We start from the raw sequence: 19,245 nt of genomic DNA, 5'->3' as shown, positions 1-19,245 counted from the left end.
GTGGCTTGGGAGGTACAGCCCATGTGCGCTCAAAGTTCGGTGGCAGGGTGGTTGCGTATGAGAATTATCGCGCTGGCTGTCGTTATGCTCATGCTTTCAGTCCCGCCTGCTGTTTCCATAACTGGAGAGGGCACACAGCAGGTCGGAGGCGGTTTTGGAAAAGCCTGGCTCCAGAGCCTGGAGCTGATGGAGTCTGCTGGGGTAAACAGGACCAATACAACTGCGGATGGGCTCTGGTCCTGGGGTTCGGTTCCGAAGTGGCACATGCTCGTGGGCGGCAGGCTCGAGTACATGGGTTCAGGGGCGTGGTTCTATCCAGCATTTCCCACAAACAGCACGCCTATCATCGAGAACGCGAGCCTGAGCGCAAAAAATGCACCTGACTTCGCGTCTCCGGAGATGCTGAACGACCCGTGGATGATCGCCCAGGTCTCAGGCAGGCCGGTGCTCTTCAGAAGCGTGATCTGACTCACTCCTCGCCCTTTCAGGGAGAGGTCATGACCAGCATTCAGATACCGGAGATGCAGGATCAGATTTCACTGCATTGATCATCGGTTAAGGATTTTATGTAAATATATTGATCATGAAATTTGACAAATTGAGATCGCCCCATAGTGGAGAGTTTGATTCAAATCGACCGCCTGTGGACCTGAGTCCTGATAGCAGTACTGAGGCGAGATAAGACTACTAAGTCCAATTCTACACATGCCGATCTTAACCGATGACGCATGGATTTCACTGGCAATTGGCTCTGACATCTTATGAAAGTTTTTCAACGTCTCTCCGGGTGTGCCGGAGATTCGAGCGCGTCTCATGCACAGTGGAAAGGTTAAAATCGATAGAGCACCTTCCCTCCACAGGGGTGGTGTGTTGAAGGGAATTGCTGCAGTGGTGGTTCTGATGATCGGTCTGTCCTCAGCCCTCAACTTCGGCGTCTCCTCGGAAGCTCCCTCGGTGATGGAGAAGCGCCTTCTGTCATCGCTGGAAGCGATACTGATAAACACAAGGTCTCTGCCGGCGAATAACAGCACTGCCAGCCTGAATGAATCAGCGCCCAATACAAACAGCACGATGAATCAGACAACAGCTTCTGCCATCTCATCCAATGATACAATTGGAACTACGAGTGTTGGAAGTGATGTTGCATCCTCTGTGAGCGGGAATATCAGGGGCTTCTGGAGCATGGAGGCCAGCAAAAGGACCTTCGGCCGAGAGGGCATATGGTCCAGAATCTCGCTGAGCGGGGACTTCCAGGTCGACAAGTCTGTGATCTTTCACGAGCCTGCAGCATGAGATCGATACCACTGGTTCTGATAGCTCTTCTGATAGCAGATGCGCATGGGGATATCGTTCCACAGCCCCTGCCACCAGATGTTGCCTGGATGCATATTTACGGTGGGCCGTACTCAGATGGTGGGTGGTCTCTGAGGGAAACGAGCGACGGTGGATATGCAGTTATTGGGTACACTGTCAGGAACGATACGGATCTGTGGGTGTTGAAGCTCAACAGCCGCGGGGAGATCGAATGGGCCAAGACATACGGCGGCCCTGGCGATGATATGGGCTACGGGATAGATGAGGTGGAGGGCGGCGGCTTCATCGCAGTCGGCACCACCGACTCCTTCGGCCCCGGGGGCGAGAAGCTCTGGGTGCTGCGGCTCGATGAGAGAGGAGATCTCCTCTGGGACAGGGTGCTGGGTGGTTTCATCACAGATGGCGAGGCTGGATGGTCTGTCAGGGACACGGGTGATGGTTTTGTGATAGCCGGATCGACCAGATCATTTGGCGCGGGCGGCAAGGATCTCTGGATGATCAGGCTGGATCGGGATGGAAGGGTTCTCTGGTCGAAGGCCTTCGGCCGATCTCAGGATGATGTCGGATTCTCGGTGGAGCGCACAGCCTTCGGGTACATAGCCGCCGGGTATGGGACAGACGCAGGCAATGAGAATGTGTATATCGTCATGGTGAATCATCTGGGATCAGAGATCTGGAACAGGTCTTTTGGGGGTACGGGGAGCGATGCAGCGCTCTCGATGATATCATCCGGGGATGGTTTTGTTCTGGCAGGAAGAACAGAGACGAAAAGAGGGGACAAGGACATGCTGCTCGCCAGGATATCACCGCAGGGCGATCTCCTGTGGTGGAGGAGCTTTGGAGGCGAGGGGGACCAGGTGGGCATGGCGGTCGCAGAGTCCGATGATGGCTATGTCATAGCTGGAAGAAGCGGGCCAACAAACGACTGGAGCATGATGCTTGTTGTCACGGATCCTAACGGGGTGCCGCTGACATCATACAATCTGGGCAGGGGCATAGCGACATCTGTTGCGTGCAGTGGGGATGAATGCGTGGTTATCGGCATGATACCCGCAGGGGATCTTGAGCAGGAGGATCTCTTCGTCGCCAGCTTCAGGATCCCACTCTGGAGCAGCATGCCCTCATCGCTGGAGGCGCCTGAGCCACGCATTGACGAGGGCAACATCTCATCGTCGCTTCCACCGGCGCCGAACGCCACCGGAAACGCCCCGCACGTGTCTTCAGATAGCCTCAGTGGTCCGGATGGAATGACGTCCATCAGCAGAAAGGGAGAGATGGGGTCCAAGAGCTTCAGGGCGATGTTCAGGCTGTGAGCTCATGTTCGTCAGGATTCACGATATAGGGCTTTACCTGAGGTGCCCGATGCTTGTCTATCTGGAGTCGATGGGCAGAGAATGCTTCAGAGCTGATAGAGGGCGCACGCTTCTCCGCCATCTCGCGCTTTACTCAGCACCAGAGGATCTGCGCGGGGATCTCTCAAAGGTCGTGCAGGATGTGGCTACGGTCCACAGAATCCCAGAGGAAGATGTCATCAGATCCATCGATAGCATGAGGGGATCCATCTCCAGGATCGCATCTGTTCCACGGGAGCTCGTAACACCATGTGATATCGAGGTGGAGCTGCGCTCAGAGCGGCTGGGCCTCTCCGGGATTCTGGACAGGCTGGTCAGGCCTGAGCCAGAACGGCGGGGGCTGCTGGGAATGCTGCTGGGCGGAGATGCTCAGATGATTCCATCACTGGTCCGCACCGGGAGACCGCCAGGAGAGGGGGTGTGGAGGAGGGACAGGATACAGCTCGCTGGGTACGCCATGCTCCTCGAAGAGCGCTTTGGGGTTGAGGTATCCACGGGGCAGGTTGAGTACGTGCGTGAGGGGGAGATAAGACGCGTGCGCATCAGAGGCCTGGACAGATCGAGGGCGCTCTGGGTGAGGGACCGTGTGCGCAAGATACGCGATGGAGAGATGCCTGATGTGAGGAACGAGAAATGCGATTCGTGTGAGATGATCGGAATATGCGGGGTGAAGAGCTGCGCCGTCTCCAGGATGCTGTGATTCCATTATCTAAACTTCAGGTTGCAGACCTGGAGTGCAGGGGCATTGAAGGCTTCCTCATGAGCGAATAGCAGACGTTGCTTGAAGCACTCGCTCATTCGCAAGATCGCATGCCAAACTGGTGCTTCTGCTTCAAGCAGATGCATATTGGCGATCAGCATATCCTTATGTCTGCGACGCCGTGTATGATCCCCGGGGCATACTTTTTGATTTTGTGGCATCCGAGAGGCTCTGCATATCTCCCCAGAAACGCTGCAGCATGCACAGGTGGTTTTATCAGAGCGTCGGGATACTGCCACGCGGGCACGTTCTGATGGTAGTGCAGGATACCGCCGGGTCTCAATGCCTCTATTCCCTTCCTCAGGTATCTGTCGGTTATCCCCACCATGCCCATTATGACCCTGTTCGCGTCTCCTTCAGGTGTCAGAACAGCGCAGTCTCCAAGCACCGGCTCGACGATATCCTCAACGTGATTCAGCCTGATGTTCTCCACCAGATATCTGTGAGCGAGCGGATTAATCTCGATTGCTGTGATCCTCGACGGTCTCGAGTGCACTGCCATCGGCAGGGAGAAGTAGCCTATTCCAGCGAACATGTCAACAACGATCTCATCTTTACCGAGAGAGGCCATCCGCATCCTCTCCTTCACGTTGCCCTGCGAGAACATTATTCTCATCGGATCGAGCTTGAAGAGAACTCCGTTCTCCCTGTGGATCGTCTCCGCAGGTGTCCCTGCGATGACCTCCCTGCATGGCTCCCTGAACTGGCCTCTGACCCCTTGATCCGCAAGAACACATCTGCATCTCGGATAGAGCCTGAGAAGAGCGGCACCTATCATCCGCTTGTGCTCCGAGAGATCGGGATGGATCCTGACGATTATCGTGTCTCCCAGTATGAACCACCCCCTCGGGAGGAGTTTCTTGAGTGGCTCTGGAATCGATCCATCCAGGAGGTCTGAGAGCTCCGGCATTTTGATATAGTTCTCCGGGGATTGCTGCTCGACGATCTGCATCCCTGCAATCTCCTTCAGTACAGGGATCTCAACCAGCTCTCCCCTGCGCACGATCTTCCTGCGCTTATCGAGCAGCCCCCTCTCCCGGAGCATTCCGATGGCACTGGATGCCTCAGAGCTCCCGACCACCACAGCAAGCCTATCGCGTTCGCATGTAGCTCTGGTCAAACTCCACCCTCTCGGATGTGACGTTCAGTCGGAGCTCGAGCTCTCTGTCCTTTTTGATTACCTCATAGCTCCTGCCATGTACCACTATGCCTGAGTCGTAGCCCTCTGGCACCGATACGCTCAGCACGACCGGAACATAATCTCTCCTGTCTGAGAGGTACACCTTTATGCTTGAGTCGCCGGATGATGACATCCTGACGACAGTACCTCTGTAGTGGGACACGGTCACAGTGCCGCCCCTGGCGATTACGGATCTGTCGATGTTCTCCGGCAGGATCAGCTCCACCTCATGCTGTATGCCAGCCGAGTTCTCGATATCGAAGTTGAGTATGCTCTCGTTTGTGCTGTTCGAGATGTACGCGGCATACATCACGTGATCTATCTGGGCTGGGGCGAGAAATGGCGAGTAAATGAAAAAGACACCGATTCCGGCCGCGATGAGCAGAGCCGCCAGGAGGATGCCGATCTGAGTCCGTGAGTATCCGGGCCCCTTCTCAGCAGCTATCTCCTCCTCAGCCCCGGCCTTCTCCCCAGGAGTGGCCTGGGGCACCGGTGGTATCGGGGGGTGTGTTCTTTCAGATGGCTCCGCGGCCTCCTCCATGTAAAGTGCCTCAGCAACATCATGTCTGGGAGGGGCTTGCATTTCAGACGGCTCTGCAGGCCCCACGGGCGCCGCCTCCTCCGCTTCTGGGATCTCCTCTGCAGCGGGCTTGCCCCCTGGCACCTCCATCCCGGCCGGCTCCACCTCTCGCTCTGGAGCCCTCTTCTCCTCTCCGGCCGTCTCCCCTGCCTGTGGCTCTCTGATCTCAGTCCTGTCCTTCAGAAGTGGAACCTTCCGCCGGCTTGGCAGCGTGACCGATCCCTTCTCGAAATCGAAGATCAGATCGGTGTATATGCCGGATGAGTCCACGAAATGATATGCTCTCGGAACGAGGTATGAGACACCTGAGATCTTCACCTCATCGAAGAACTGGGTGTTCTTCATGAGTCTGTCTTTGAAGGCATAGACTGCCCCGCTCTCCATCTTCGCCTCGACCTCGCTCAGGCTGGGGAAACGGTCCTCTGATACGGCGAGCTCTGCAGTCGCCTTCGCATAGGCCTCGAAGAATACCCGGCTCATCCTGTTGAGCCTGTTCGTGTACCTCCTGTCAAACAGGAACGAAAAGCTATCTCCGCTGAGCGGAAGTGGGCCTTTGTTCTCATTTGCGAGCTTCCACGATGAGAAGGAGACATCCATCGTATCTGTAGCTGCGCGGACCATGATAAGTAATTTTTGGAAAAATCCACTGACTGCTCATGGCGTCATATATGCGCTGTGCCATCAGTCCTTACCTTTATGGTCTCGGATCACTTGGAGTTCCTCAGGATCGAATAACTGAAAATGCAGTCCAGAAAGCATGCTCTCACATGATTCCAGATGGATCTCACAGGGTTGCATGGGGTACTGACAGAGTCGCTGCGAATCACATATCGCAGTAGATCGCAGGGTCGGAGACTCGAATAGCTGAGTGAACCTGCTGTAATCAACAGCTATGAGCGAGATGTTCCATGAGTCTGGATTGAGCGTTGTGGATCCAATGAATCGAGTACACGACCTATGGCGTTGGATGTGACGCGAAATAGCTTCAGGACCCAACACCAGCGCGATCCTGGGGATAACTATATATACTGGGTTGCCCTTGCTTGGAGTGCTGCATTACATCGATTCAATTGATTTTGTTGAGATGTTTTTGTGGCAGAGCGGCTCTTCTCGAGTCGAATAAGAAGTGAAATATATGAGATTTGGTAATAGGGGTGGCTTCAACCACGGCCCAAGAGAGATGCATGATGTGGTATGCTCGGATTGCGGTAAACAGACACAGGTTCCATTCAAGCCCGATGGGTCTAGGCCCGTATACTGCAAGGAGTGCTATCAGAAACACAGGCCCGCAAGGGTGAGATGAGATCCACGCGCTGAGAGGCGCCCAAACTCATTTCTCGACCTGTTTTTTGTTTGATTCCGTATTGCAGATGATTGCGGATTGCTGCCCGGATCGTCGAGATCCGCACACGCAATCATGTAGCATCACTGATTGTGTACCTGCATATATCTCCAGTATTTTCGCAGGTTTCACGAGGCATACTGCCACGATCGTGAGCTCGTATCACTGAATGGTTCTGCTGGAATCGAGATCCATGAAGGGATATCCCCTGAATCTGGAGGGGCTGGCGCTCTGGTTTTCAACGAATCAAGTACACGACCACTGCCACCGGAATCGATCGAAATGCTCTTCAGCAGCCCGATCCCGGCTCGCAATGCTTTCGTCCTTTTGTAACGCTGCCTGTCGGAGACGGTGAGTGCCCTATCCATCACCTGCTATCGGAATATTTATATAGAACCTCAAACAGCTTTAAGCCCAGCCAGGCTTTGGAGGAGTTGATTTGGCTGGAATGAGCGGCTATCCGATCATCATTTTAAAGGAAGGTGCCAAGCGCGATGTGGGACGCGAGGCCCAGCATAAAAACATAACAGCGGCGAGGGCGGTGGCAGAGGCTGTGAGAACAACCCTTGGCCCGAAGGGCATGGACAAGATGCTGGTGGACAACAATGGAGATGTGGTGGTCACGAACGATGGCGCCACGATACTCTGGGAGCTGGACATAGAGCATCCAGTTGCCAAGATGATCGTGGAGGTTGCAAGGGCGCAGGATGATGAGGTGGGAGATGGGACCACAACAGCAGTTGTCCTCGCGGGAGAGCTTCTGAAGAAGGCAGAGGAACTTCTTGACAGGGGCGTCCATCCCACAACGATAGTTCAGGGGTACAAGACAGCTGAGGCGAAGGCCAGCGAAATTCTCGAGAGCATGTCGCTCGAGGTCACCAGGGAGAACAGGGATGTGCTGAGAAAGATAGCGATGACCGCGATGACCGGTAAGGGCATCGAGGCGATGAAGGAGAAGCTGGCGGATATTGTGGTGGATGCAGCTCTCGCCATCGAGGACAACGGAAAGGTGGATGTGGAGAACAGAGTGAAGATAGTGAAGATCACCGGCGGAAGTCTGGCTGACACAGAGCTCGTGCACGGCATCGTTCTTGAGCTGGAGCGCCTGAATCCCGAGATGCCCAGAAGGGTCGAGGATGCGAGGATCGCCCTGCTGGATGCAACGCTCGAGCTGAAGAAGCTTGGAACGGATGCAAAGATAACGATCTCAGAGGTCGAGGGTCTCAGGAGCTTCAAGGAGGGCGAGAAGAGGGTCCTTGAGGCACAGGTGGAGGCTCTTGCAAAGGCCGGAGCAAATGTGGTGCTGTGCCAGAAGGGCATCGGAGTTGCTGCATCGCATTTCCTGGCAAAGCACAACATGCTTGCTGCACGCAGGGTCAAGGACGAGGACATGAAGATGCTCGCACTTGCGACCGGCGCGAGGATAATAGGCGATCCGATGCAGGCATCCCCGCAGGATCTCGGGCATGCCAGAGTCGTTGAGGACAGGAAGATCAAGAAGGACAAGCACATGATCTTCGTCGAGGGCTGCAAGGACCCGAAGGCAGTGACGATCGTCGTCCACGGTGGATCCGAGGTCTTCCTGGATGAGATGGAGCGGGCTCTTAACGACGCCCTGATGGTTGTTGGTGATGTGCTCTCCTACAGAAAGATAGTTCCCGGCGGAGGCGCTCCTGAGGTTGAGGTCGCTGAGAGGATGAGAGAATATGCTGCGACGCTCAGCGGCAGGGAGCAGCTCGCGGTGGGAGCATTTGCAGATGCAGTCGAGGTCATACCCAAGACGCTTGCAGAGAACGCAGGTCTCGATCCGATAGATACCATTGTGTCCCTGAGATCGAAGCATGGTGCAGGTCTCCGAACATATGGAGTCGATATCCATAAAGGAGGTACTGCGGACATGCTCGACGGCGGCGTTGTGGAGCCCCTCAAGGTGAAGCTTCAGGCGGTGAAGTCAGCTGCAGAAGCCGCCACAATGGTCCTCAGGGTGGATGATGTGATAGCTGCTAAGAGAGAGGAGCTCAAGCCGAAGCCAGGGCAGAGTCCACACGACTACACGAGGATGTGAGCAGTCACATCCTCTTTTGAAGGTGAGCGCGATGGCAGATGAACCTTCAGAGGAGATCATTGAGGGCTCTGAGGAGGAGATAGAGGCAGTATCTATCGGGGGCTCCTCTGAAGACATTTCTGTGGATGAAATTGCGAGACTCCGGCAGGAGCTAGAGGATGCCAGGAGGCTCGCAGATGAGCGGCTCGAGCAGCTTTTGAGATGCAGGGCAGAGCTGGACAACGTCATAAAAAGAAACTCCCGTGAAAGGGAGGAGCTCGCAAGGTTCGCATCTGAGACGATCATAAAAAAACTCCTGGTCTTCCTGGACAGCCTGGAGCAGGCAGCGAAGCACGATGATGGATCCAAGGCGCTGTACGAGCAGCTCCTGGATATAATGAGATCTGAGGGGCTGGAGCCGATAGATGCTCTGGGGAAAAAGTTCGATCCGTTTGTGCATGAGGCGATGATGCAGGTCGAGTCCCAGGAGGCTGAGGACGGGACTGTCGTTCAGGAGTTTCAGAAGGGATACACACTTCATTCAAAGGTCATAAGAACATCGAAGGTCGCTGTCGCAAAACGTGGATAAGGTTAAATGTTAATTGCATAATTATGTTTAGGGGATGGTAGCATGTCGAAGATCATAGGCATAGATCTTGGAACCAGCAACTCCGCCGCTGCGGTGCTTATTGGAGGAAGACCGACGATAATACCCAGCGCTGAGGGCACGAGCCTGGGTGGAAAGGCGTTCCCATCATACGTTGCATTCACAAAGGATGGCCAGGTCCTTGTGGGGGAGCCGGCCAGGAGGCAGGCCATCACAAACCCTGAGGGCACGATAACTGGTATTAAGAGAAAGATGGGAACCGACTACAAGGTAAAGGTCTTCGGAAAGGAGTATACTCCCGAGGAGATCTCTGCCCATATTCTGAGGAAGATAAAGCAGGATGCAGAGGCCTTCCTGGGTGAGAAGGTCGAGAAAGCCGTGATCACGGTGCCTGCGTACTTCAATGACAACCAGCGGCAGGCGACGAAGGATGCAGGTACGATAGCAGGGCTTGATGTTGTTAGGATAATCAACGAGCCGACGGCTGCTGCGCTGGCCTATGGTCTTGACAAGGGGGGCGAGCAGAAGATCATGGTCTTCGACCTCGGCGGCGGGACGCTTGATGTCACGATAATGGAGATGGGCGAGGGTGTCTTCGAGGTCAAGTCGACAAGTGGCGATACACAGCTCGGCGGCAGGGACATGGACGAGCGGCTCCTCAACTACGTCGTTGAGAAGTTCCGCCAGGAGACGGGAATCGACCTGCGGAAGGACGCGATGGCAATGCAGCGTCTCCGCGAGGCCGTGGAGATCGCAAAGATCGAGCTCTCATCCATGCTCCAGACAACGATAAACCTCCCATACATAACAGCGGATGCCGGCGGTCCGAAGCATCTGAACATGACGATAACGAGGGCGAAGCTGGAGGAACTCATCCAGGATGTGCTGGAGAGGTGCCGCGGCCCGATGGAGCAGGCTCTCAGCGATGCGAAGCTCAGCAAGAGTGATATCGATAAGATAATCCTGGTTGGTGGGCCGACGAGAATGCCCGCGGTACAGGAGTTCGTTAAGCGCGTCATGGGAAAGGATGTCGAGCGCGGCGTTGATCCGATGGAGTGCGTCGCAATGGGCGCGGCCATACAGGCAGGAGTGCTCGCGGGCGAGGTCAAGGATATCCTGCTCCTGGACGTCACGCCGCTCTCACTGGGCGTTGAAACCCTCGGCGGGATCATGACAAAGCTGATAGAGAGGAACACAACGATCCCAACCAGGAAGAGCCAGATTTTCACAACCGCAGCGGACAATCAGACGAGCGTCGAGATACATGTGCTCCAGGGCGAGAGGCCGCTTGCTAAGGACAACATCTCCCTTGGCAGGTTCACACTCGTGGGCATACCCCCAGCGCCCCGCGGAATTCCGCAGATAGAGGTCACGTTCGATATAGATGCGAACGGCATACTTCACGTCTCAGCGAAGGATCTTGCTACGAAGAAGGAGCAGCGGATCACCATCACAGCGCCTCACAGGCTTTCGAAGGAGGAGATCGAGCAGAAGGTGAAGGAAGCGGAGAGGTACGCGCAGGAGGATGCTAGACGCAGGGAGGAGATCGAAACCAGGAACCAGGCTGACAACCTGATATACACGACTGAGAAGATGCTGAAGGAAGCCGGAGATGTGGCAACGTCCGAGCAGAGGGAGAGGATCGAGAAGGCGATATCTGAGCTCAGAGACGCGCTCTCAGGTAAGGACATCCAGGAGATCAAGAGCAGGATGGAGAAGCTTCAGAATGCGGTCTATGAGCTCTCGGCTGCGATGTATCAGAGGGCTGCACAGAGCCAGAGCGGATCTGCCTCTAGCTCATCTGGATCCACATCTGGCGGCAAGACAGTTGAAGCGGACTACGAGGTCGTGAACGACGATAAGCGCTGAGTGAGGCGGTCGGGGTGGCGGAGAAGAGGGATTACTACGAGATCCTCGGCGTCGACAGGAACGCCACAGAGAAGGAGATCAAGAGCGCTTATCGTAAGCTGGCGATGAAGTACCATCCCGATCGCTCCGACGCCCCAGACGCAGAGGAGAGGTTCAAGGAGATCTCGGAGGCGTACGCTGTACTTTCAGATCCTGAGAAGCGGAGGCAGTACGATCAGTTCGGACATGCCGGCATCGGCCAGTACTCCCAGGAGGATCTCTTCAGATCCGTCGACTTCGAGGATCTGCTCAGAGGGTTCGGGTTCGGCACTGATAGCATCTTCGACATGTTCTTTGGCAGAGGTCGCCGCGGGCCTGTGAGGGGAAGGGATCTCAGATACGACCTGGAGATAACGCTGGAGCAGGCTGCCTCAGGTCTGGAGACCACAATCGAGGTGCCCCGGACAGAGGTCTGCAGGACCTGCTCGGGTACGGGAGCAAAGCCGGGTACATCGCCGGTGAGGTGCCAGAGCTGTCATGGCACAGGACAGATAACGAGGACACAGGTGACGCCGTTCGGTCAGATAGTGACATCGACCACATGCTCCAGGTGTGGCGGGAAGGGGCAGGTGATACAGACGCCCTGCGACGACTGCGATGGCACCGGCAGGGTGAGGAGGTACAGAAAGATAAACGTCAGGATCCCGCCTGGCGTGGACACAGGCCATCACCTCAAGCTGAGAGGCCAGGGTGAGGCTCCGCCGTTCTCTCCTGGGGCACAGGCTGAGCCTGGGGACCTGTACATATTCATCAACGTCAGGCCGCACCCGCTGTTCTTCAGGGATGGCGACAACCTGATTCACGAGATGAACATCAGCATGACGCAGGCTGCCCTCGGCACAGAGCTCGATGTTCCAACCCTGGATGGAAGAGCACACCTGAAGATACCTCCAGGAACGCAGAGCGGATCGCTTTTCAGGATCAAGGGCAAGGGCATGCCAAGGCTCCATGGCACGGGCACAGGGGATCTTCTGGTGCGAACGAACGTGAGGATACCCACATCGCTGACGCCCAGGCAGAGACAGCTCCTCGAGGAGCTCGCAAGGGAGTTCGGCGAGACAGAGGGCAGAAGACATCATGGGAAATCCGGTTTTTTCGAGAAGATAGTTGATGAGGTAAAGGGCGCTGTGCGGTAGGATCTGATTCAGGAGATCCAAAGCGCCTGACATTTCAGTTCCTGATCAATCAGGCGTTGCGGGAAAAATCCGGTGGTTGTCGTTGTTTCCTTGAAGAGAGCAGCGCCCAGCGCTCCGGGATAACCGGCGCGCTGCAGCTCTGTATGTATCAGATGGCTCAGATCAACAGGCCACCTGTTGAGCATACCGTCAATTTTATAAATAAACGGTCTGACCTCAGTAAGCGATGTTCCGCCGGAAGAGGGAGTGGATATCGGCATCCGAGGTTGCGGAGTACGCATACTGTCCTGTGGCCTGGTACCAGAGCAGGATGGGAATGCGACCTTCCGGACACGTGCGCAGGGAGATGATGGAGGGGAGGGAGATGCACAGAGCAGCAGGCGCGTCCCTGTCGAGATCGCATCTTCTGAAAAGGATCTCGGGTATCCTGCGGATCGCAGGAGGGCTTATGATGCTTTTATCAGTTATTGGATGGTTTGTTCATGAATGAGATCACGCCGCTCCTCTTTGTTCTGGGCACTGCATCTCTGCTTCTGTCCATCAAGATATCCTCGGCTGCGAGATCCCTACAAGTGAGATACGGTTTGCTGGATGGAGATGCCCTCTACTCAGATCTGTCCGGATCTGGAAGGGTCCTGCGTTCCGAGCGCTACCATCTCTCAGGAAAGCCAGATTACATAATAAAAGAGGGCAGGAATCTGATACCCGTAGAGGTCAAGAGCAGCCTGGCAGAAAAGCCGTACAGGAGCCACCAGCTCCAGCTTGCAGCCTACGGCCTGATCATGGAAGAGATCTACAGAACATATGTTCCGTACGGGTATATCGTCTACAGGAACAGGCGCTACAGGATAGAGCTCAATGACGATCTTAGGGCTGAGGTCCTGAGCGCTTTGGATGAGATGAGGCGCGCGCTGATAAGGGGGCATGCTAAGAGGAATCACAGCCAGAAGGCGAGATGCTTGAGGTGCTCCTTTCGCAGGGGCTGCAAACAGGCGCTTTGACGCCTTGATACGATGGCATCGGGAACGCCTGTCGAATATAATATTCCGCATAAGTTGCTATAATATAGAATATCACATAAAATCGTCTATGAAGTATGACATATCCAGTAGCTTTTAAATGAGTTTACATGGAGTGACGCAAAGGACTATAAATGAGGACTGGTAGCAATGGGCTTGCGGGCATCAAAGTTGCTAAGCACATAAGAGCGATCATGCCGGAGAGCAACCAATTATAGCCTTTTGCGTCACTTCATGTAAATCCATTTAAAATTTACTGGATGTGTCATACTTCACAGATGATTTTATGTGACGTGCAATATTATATCAACTTATACGGAATACTATAGGTTGTGGCCTTTGCAATCAAGTACTTGGCGCCAGAGAGCCTGTGATTCTCCATGTGTGATGGGCTTTTGGTCAAGCCGTGAAGGAGATCCCCTCATATGTTTCAATCCTCCAGCAGGTAAGCACGAGTGTTACACCTGCACAATTCATGGGGCAGGCTGGCATGAATACCCGGCCGTTTGTGCCCGGAGGTTTACTGCGGCAGAAATCTGGCTTACATCCTGCAGGCTATCGGCATCCTCCAACCGCTCCCGAAGGCGCGGTCTGTGACCCTAATACCTGGTGGCGCCTGCTTCCGCTTGAACTCCGCGGTTTTGATCATCCTCAGGACGTATCTCACAAGCTCAGGATCAAAACCGGCGCTCGCGATCTCCTCCTCAGACTGGTGCTGCTCTATGTGCCTGTGCAGAATCTCATCCAGGATTTCGTATGGGGGAAGGACGTCCTGGTCTCTCTGCCCAGGCCTGAGCTCAGCAGACGGCGCCCTCTCAAGAACCCTCGGGGGTATCACAGCTCCTCTCCTGTTGATCCACCTCGCTATCCTGTAGACCATGGTCTTGGGGACGTCTGATAGCACGGAAAAACCACCTGACATGTCCCCGTAGATCGTGCAGTATCCAACTGCAAGCTCGGATTTGTTTCCCGTCGACAGAACGATATGCCCGAACTTGTTCGAGAGTGCCATGAGTATATTCCCCCGTATCCTCGCCTGGATGTTCTCCTCTGTCACATCTCTCTTCACATCCCTGAAAACCGGCTCCAGGGTGCGCTCGAATGCCATCATTATCTCAGTTATCGGTATGGTGATGGTTTTTATACGGAGGTTCCTTGCAAGCTCCAGGGCATTCTCCATGCTCTCCCTGCTGGTGTATGGAGATGGCATGAGAACGCCAGTCACATTCTCGGGGCCGAGCGCCTCAGCGGCAACCGCAGCTGTGAGGGACGAGTCAATGCCGCCGGATAGCCCGATCACAGCCGATGTGAACCCGCATTTGCGAACGTAATCCCTGGTGCCTAGCACAAGCGCCCTCCATATCTCAGACTCCGGAGAGAAGTCGTCTCTGGAGACATGTCCGCTGTGGGAATCCATATCCACTACCAGCACATCCTCCTCAAACGCCGCAGCTCTCGCCATCAGCTCTCCTGAAGGTGTGAAAGCACAGCTTCTGCCGTCGAAGACCAGATCGTCATTGCCGCCGACCTGGTTCACATAGATGAGAGGTACTCCGTACTTGCGGGCGATGGTGCTGAGCATCATCTCTCTTCTGAGGTGCTTTCCCGCAGTGAAAGGCGATGCGGACATGTTTATAAAACAGTCAGCTCCGCGCAGGTCCTCCAGCGGGTCCCTCTGGTACCTTCTGCGCCCGAAGGGAGATCTGTCGTTCCAGATGTCCTCGCATATCGAGATCCCAAACGTTCTCCCCTTTATGTTCAGCATCTGAGGTCCTGATGCAGGCTCAAAGTATCTCTCCTCATCAAAGAGATCCCATGCTGGGAGCAGAGTCTTGCGGAAGATCTGCTTCACAGATCCATCTGCTAAAAGGGCAGCAGAGTTGAAGAGTGTTCTCCCGGTATCGGATATATTCGGCTCCGGTATCCCGACGAGCACGGGCGGAGAATCTTTGAGATCGAGCGCGAGCCTCCTGAGAACATCCCAGGCTTTGCTCACAAAGCCGGGCATGAGAAGAAGATCGCGCGGAGGATATCCCAGCAGGGACATCTCGTGGGTTATCGCCAGGTCTGCATCAAGCGACTCCACAGCTTTTCTGATAAGAGACGCATTGCCCTCGAGATCCCCGACGGTTGTGTTGATCTGTAGAAGAGCTGCTCTCATCGGATCAGCGTATGGCACATCTCTTATATATACCAATCTGGATCGAGCGAGCTGCTCTTCAGGCATGATTAAAACCAGCTGGCATCTTCATCAATGAATGAGCCAACCGGAGTTCCATTCCACCGACCAAAGTATTAATAGGGAGCTGGTGGATCTGAGCTCGAAGATCTGAACCGAGGATGGGGTCATGACCAGAAATATCAGGGTCGAGGAGCTAACCCAGAGGCCTGTTGAGAAGCAGAAGATAGAGGTTGTGGAGCGCAAGGGACTGGGGCATCCGGACAGCGTTGCAGATGGCATCGCGGAGGAGATCAGCCGGGCCCTCTGCAGAGAGTACATCGAGAGGTTCGGCAGGGTGCTTCACCACAACACCGACAAGATACAGATAGTGGCGGGACGCTCCAGGCCGGCGTTCGGCGGTGGGGAGGTCATCCAGCCCCAGTACATACTGCTCACAGGCAGAGCGACGCGGACATGCGGAGATGTTGAGGTGCCTGTGGACGCAATAGCGCTGAGAACAGCACGAAACCACCTCAGGAGAGCTCTGAGAAACCTCGATCTGGATACACATGTCATCATAGACTGCAAGATAGGCACAGGCTCTGCAGATCTGTGTGATATATTCGACAGAGATGTTACCACTGTGCCAAGCGCGAATGATACATCATACGGTGTGGGATATGCTCCGTTATCTGAGACCGAGAGGATAGTGTACAGCACAGAGCAGGAGCTTCTCTCGCTCAGGAGCAGAATACCCGCGATAGGCGAGGACATAAAGGTCATGGGTCTCAGGGATGACGATACGATCTATCTGACGATCGCATGCGCGATGGTCGACAGGTACATAGATGATCTGGATCACTACGTGGAGACGAAGAAAGAGATCGTGGAGGCGATCTCCGCCAAGGCGCAGTCGATGACAAGGCGCAGGGTCAGCGTGCAGATGAACGTGGGCGATAACATAGCAACCGGCTCTGTGTACATCACTGTCACAGGCACCTCTGCAGAGATGGGGGATGACGGCGCTGTGGGCAGGGGCAACCGTGCAAATGGCCTGATAACACCGAACAGACCGATGAGCCTGGAAGCCACGTCAGGGAAGAACCCGATCAACCACGTCGGCAAGATCTACAACCTCCTCTCAAACCTCATAGCAAAGGAGATCGCTGAGGAGGTGGAGGGTGTGGAGGAGGTTTACGTGAAGATACTCTCACAGATCGGCAAGCCAATAAGCCAGCCGCACATCGCATCTGTGCAGCTCGTCCTGAAGGAGGGGGTGAGTATGAATTCGGCACATTCCAGGGCGCAGGAGATAACCGACAGGTGGCTCGAGGACATCCCCAGGGTGCAGCAGATGATATTCCGCGGGGAGCTCCAGACATACTGAGGTGGAGTTATGAGAGCGCTGGCCATGGCTCTTCTTTTTGTCCTTATACCACAGATCTCATATGCCGCGGGCACACTGATCTGGAGCGGAGAGAGGCCGGATGTGCTGACAAGCTCCGGCGATGAGATCTATGCTGCGGTCTACAGAGCCGGCAATGATACAACGGAGATCCTGAGGATATCTCCTGATGGGGAGCTTCTGGGCCGATTTGAGGTCGACGGGCGTGTCAGAGGGCTTGCCTTCAACAATGGTGAGCTGCTGGTCTCACATTCGGACAGGATAACCTCGATCAGGGGCGAAAGCATCCGTGATATTGCAGGAGGTCTCAACAACCCGGGATCGATAGCAGCTATTGGGGATCAGATCTTTGTCGCGGTCGATGGTGGGGTGCTCGGAATAGGCAGGCATGGAGAGGATTTGACGGTAAACACGGGGAGGCATCTCTTTCTCGAGATATGGACAGTTGAGCACGGCATCGCCAGAACAGGGCCAGGCCCGCGCATCATGATCGATTTCCCCACATACTCGCTGGATGATGGCACGCTCAGATCGATGATGCCCCTCGATGGCGTGGAGGATGCAGATATCATAGTCGGGACGGGCATATCGCTCTCCGGAGATCTCGGCGGAGGTGCAAGCAGCATTCTCAATGCTGTGAAGCTGCCGTACACAGCAGAGGTATCAACGATGGAGACGAACGAGACCGATCGGTTCGGTATTCTGGGCATTGAGGATGGCTGTGTGCACATGACGCACATGGGCGAGATGTTCCGGCTCTGCCCTGGCGAGTCCAGGAGCTTCACAAGAAACACATCCAGCCCGGGCGGCTCTCTTGATATAGTGCTCACGACCAGGGTCACAAACCACGGCTTTGTTTACCTGGAAACACCTGGCGCGCAGGAGGAGATATAAATCAGGCATGACAAATGAAGGGATTGATGGTATGATGAGAAACGATGGAGCACCAGGCGATTACGATGAGATGTCGATGTGTCTCAGGACGTACACGATCGGCGGGGAGGTCCTGGTGGCTGTCTGCGACAGCGAACTGCTCGGACAGCGGTTCACGGAGAACGAGCTCCAGCTCGAGGTGAGCGTGAGCTTTTTCGGTCAGGAGCTGGCATCGGCGGCGATGCTCGAGAGAGCTCTCGAGGAGGCGACGATGGCGAACTTCGTCGGCGAGAGAGCGGTCGCATGGGCGATAGCATTCGAGTATGTCGATAGCGAGAACGTTCTGCATATCGATGGGGTTCCGTGCGCCCAGATGGTGCGAATGTGAAGAGCATATGTCCCAGATGCGGTGGGGCATCTGATGACGGGCTCTGCCTCTCCTGCATTCTCGAGACGACAGAGTTCATGGTCTGCCCGGATCAGATCGAGCTTGTCGTCTGCCCGGTCTGCGGCTCAATCCTGGACAGGGGAAGGTGGAGGCAGTCAGATTCGGATCTGGATGAGCTCATCAGAGATGCTCTCTTCAAGAAGATCTCTGTACACCATGAGCTTGAGGATGTCGAGCTGGAGATCCTCCTGCATCCAAGGGGATCCACGAGGTTTGTGGCAGATGTCCATCTGAGCGGCATGTTCAGGGGCGCTATCGTGCATTCTGACTGTCAGATCAGGGTAAGGGTATCAAGACGCACATGCGACAGGTGCAGCAGGATCTCCGGCAGATACTTTGAGGGCATAGTCCAGGTGAGGAGGAGTGAGAGGCCGCCGGAAGAGAGCGATCTCTCAGAGGCGAGGGAGATCGCCCAGAGCCTTGCAGCGGCTGGATATAAGAAGGGCGACCGGCTCGCATTCATACAGGACATAAAGGACGTCAGGGGAGGCATAGACATCATTGTGGGCTCCACACAGCTTGGAAGGCATATAGCAAAAACCATCGCTCAGAGGTTCGGCGGCAGGGTCCAGGAATCTGTGAAGCTTGTGGGATGCAGGGACGGGAAGGACATCTTCCGGACAACCATGCTTGTGCGCCTTCCCAGGCTCAGGAAGGGCGATGTGATATACTCAAAGGGTACGGTGATGGAGGTGGTGGGGTTTGAGGGGAGAAGGACGGCGGTTGTCTCTCTGGACAAGGGCGAGCGATTCTTCATATCTGAGGATGAGGCTGATGCTGCGGAGATCATAGGAGACAGCTCGAAGGCCAGGAAGAGCGTGGTGATCTCCGTTGACGAGAGCGTGGTGGAGGTTCTGGATCCGGAGAGCTACCGGACCGTGCTCACGATTCGCCCGGCTGGAATGAAGCTCGAGTCTGGAGCAGAGGTGAAAGTATTGCATACAGACAGGGGTATGTTTTTATTGTATTAGTATTATAAATTGTATGCCGATCGGGTGGTACCAAAAAGTTATTAAACTAGTTTTGCCCCTTACTTTTTGATAGATGCTCGCGTGGGAGCTATTGTAAGAGCGTTGTATCTCACATGAGAGCTCGGTAGGACCACAGTGGGCAGTT

18 protein-coding genes are annotated in these 19,245 nt (G+C 55.0%); 15 read left to right on the top strand and 3 right to left on the bottom strand.

The features are described 5' to 3' along the window. Window positions 1–57 precede the first annotated feature (57 nt). From QHG98_01785 to QHG98_01770, 4 genes are all read left to right on the top strand, one after another. Window positions 58–468 (top strand): hypothetical protein, encoded by a 411-nt coding sequence (locus QHG98_01785; protein ID MDH7596464.1) that lies wholly within the window; start codon window positions 58–60, stop codon window positions 466–468. A 402-nt stretch (window positions 469–870) separates the two neighbouring features. Beyond that, window positions 871–1,293, top strand: a complete 423-nt coding sequence (locus tag QHG98_01780) for a hypothetical protein (protein MDH7596463.1) — start codon at window positions 871–873, stop codon at window positions 1,291–1,293. Beyond that, entirely contained in the window at window positions 1,290–2,627 is a 1,338-nt protein-coding gene (locus QHG98_01775; protein ID MDH7596462.1) for a hypothetical protein, read from the top strand. Before QHG98_01780 ends, QHG98_01775 begins: the two co-directional genes overlap by 4 nt. Before the next feature lie 4 nt (window positions 2,628–2,631). After that, the gene (locus tag QHG98_01770) at window positions 2,632–3,366 is read left to right on the top strand and encodes a Dna2/Cas4 domain-containing protein (GenBank protein MDH7596461.1); all 735 of its coding nucleotides are present in this window, start codon (window positions 2,632–2,634) and stop codon (window positions 3,364–3,366) included. A gap of 154 nt (window positions 3,367–3,520) precedes the next feature. Here the strand turns inward: QHG98_01770 and QHG98_01765 are convergent, their stop codons facing one another. After that, a complete protein-coding gene (locus tag QHG98_01765; GenBank protein ID MDH7596460.1) occupies window positions 3,521–4,546 on the bottom strand; it encodes a class I SAM-dependent methyltransferase family protein in 1,026 nt (341 codons plus the stop codon). Further along, window positions 4,518–5,807, bottom strand: coding sequence for a hypothetical protein (locus tag QHG98_01760; GenBank protein ID MDH7596459.1), 1,290 nt, complete (start codon window positions 5,805–5,807; stop codon window positions 4,518–4,520). Before QHG98_01760 ends, QHG98_01765 begins: the two co-directional genes overlap by 29 nt. A 514-nt stretch (window positions 5,808–6,321) precedes the next feature. Here QHG98_01760 and QHG98_01755 point away from each other — a divergent pair. From QHG98_01755 to cas4, 7 genes are all read left to right on the top strand, one after another. Beyond that, window positions 6,322–6,489: a hypothetical protein gene (locus QHG98_01755; protein ID MDH7596458.1), complete on the top strand. Its 168-nt coding sequence runs from the start codon at window positions 6,322–6,324 to the stop codon at window positions 6,487–6,489. Between the two features lie 487 nt (window positions 6,490–6,976). After that, a complete protein-coding gene (gene thsA / locus QHG98_01750) occupies window positions 6,977–8,593 on the top strand; it encodes a thermosome subunit alpha (GenBank protein MDH7596457.1) in 1,617 nt (538 codons plus the stop codon). Window positions 8,594–8,624: 31 nt separating this feature from the next. Further along, window positions 8,625–9,161 (top strand): nucleotide exchange factor GrpE, encoded by a 537-nt coding sequence (locus QHG98_01745; GenBank protein ID MDH7596456.1) that lies wholly within the window; start codon window positions 8,625–8,627, stop codon window positions 9,159–9,161. A 42-nt stretch (window positions 9,162–9,203) separates the two neighbouring features. Continuing rightward, entirely contained in the window at window positions 9,204–11,048 is a 1,845-nt protein-coding gene (gene dnaK, locus QHG98_01740) for a molecular chaperone DnaK (protein MDH7596455.1), read from the top strand. Window positions 11,049–11,062: 14 nt separating this feature from the next. Next, on the top strand, window positions 11,063–12,223 hold the full coding sequence (gene dnaJ / locus QHG98_01735) for a molecular chaperone DnaJ (GenBank protein ID MDH7596454.1): 1,161 nt from the start codon (window positions 11,063–11,065) through the stop codon (window positions 12,221–12,223). 226 nt (window positions 12,224–12,449) lie between these two features. After that, a complete protein-coding gene (locus QHG98_01730; protein MDH7596453.1) occupies window positions 12,450–12,713 on the top strand; it encodes a hypothetical protein in 264 nt (87 codons plus the stop codon). Then, window positions 12,706–13,224, top strand: coding sequence for a CRISPR-associated protein Cas4 (gene cas4 / locus QHG98_01725; GenBank protein ID MDH7596452.1), 519 nt, complete (start codon window positions 12,706–12,708; stop codon window positions 13,222–13,224). The genes QHG98_01730 and cas4 overlap by 8 nt, the downstream gene beginning before the upstream one ends. Window positions 13,225–13,783: 559 nt before the next feature. Here the strand turns inward: cas4 and QHG98_01720 are convergent. Beyond that, window positions 13,784–15,403 carry an NAD+ synthase gene (locus QHG98_01720; GenBank protein ID MDH7596451.1) on the bottom strand — a complete coding sequence of 540 codons (1,620 nt, stop codon included), beginning with the start codon at window positions 15,401–15,403 and terminating at the stop codon, window positions 13,784–13,786. A 187-nt stretch (window positions 15,404–15,590) separates the two neighbouring features. On the opposite strand from QHG98_01720, the gene QHG98_01715 reads away from it, so the two are divergent. From QHG98_01715 to QHG98_01700, 4 genes are read left to right on the top strand one after another with little or no spacing between them, the layout of a single operon-like run. Next, window positions 15,591–16,790, top strand: a complete 1,200-nt coding sequence (locus QHG98_01715; protein MDH7596450.1) for a methionine adenosyltransferase — start codon at window positions 15,591–15,593, stop codon at window positions 16,788–16,790. A 9-nt stretch (window positions 16,791–16,799) separates the two neighbouring features. Then, the gene (locus tag QHG98_01710) at window positions 16,800–17,702 is read left to right on the top strand and encodes a hypothetical protein (protein MDH7596449.1); all 903 of its coding nucleotides are present in this window, start codon (window positions 16,800–16,802) and stop codon (window positions 17,700–17,702) included. 7 nt (window positions 17,703–17,709) lie between these two features. Further along, window positions 17,710–18,069: a DUF424 family protein gene (locus QHG98_01705; protein MDH7596448.1), complete on the top strand. Its 360-nt coding sequence runs from the start codon at window positions 17,710–17,712 to the stop codon at window positions 18,067–18,069. Then, entirely contained in the window at window positions 18,066–19,100 is a 1,035-nt protein-coding gene (locus tag QHG98_01700; protein ID MDH7596447.1) for a 60S ribosomal export protein NMD3, read from the top strand. Before QHG98_01705 ends, QHG98_01700 begins: the two co-directional genes overlap by 4 nt. Window positions 19,101–19,245: the final 145 nt, after the last annotated feature.

Origin of the sequence: Methanothrix sp., from assembly GCA_029907715.1 — an archaeon.
Taxonomy (GTDB): domain Archaea; phylum Halobacteriota; class Methanosarcinia; order Methanotrichales; family Methanotrichaceae; genus Methanothrix_B.
The sequence above is the reverse complement of the archived record's forward strand: the minus strand, read 5'-3'. Positions and strand labels throughout refer to the sequence as shown.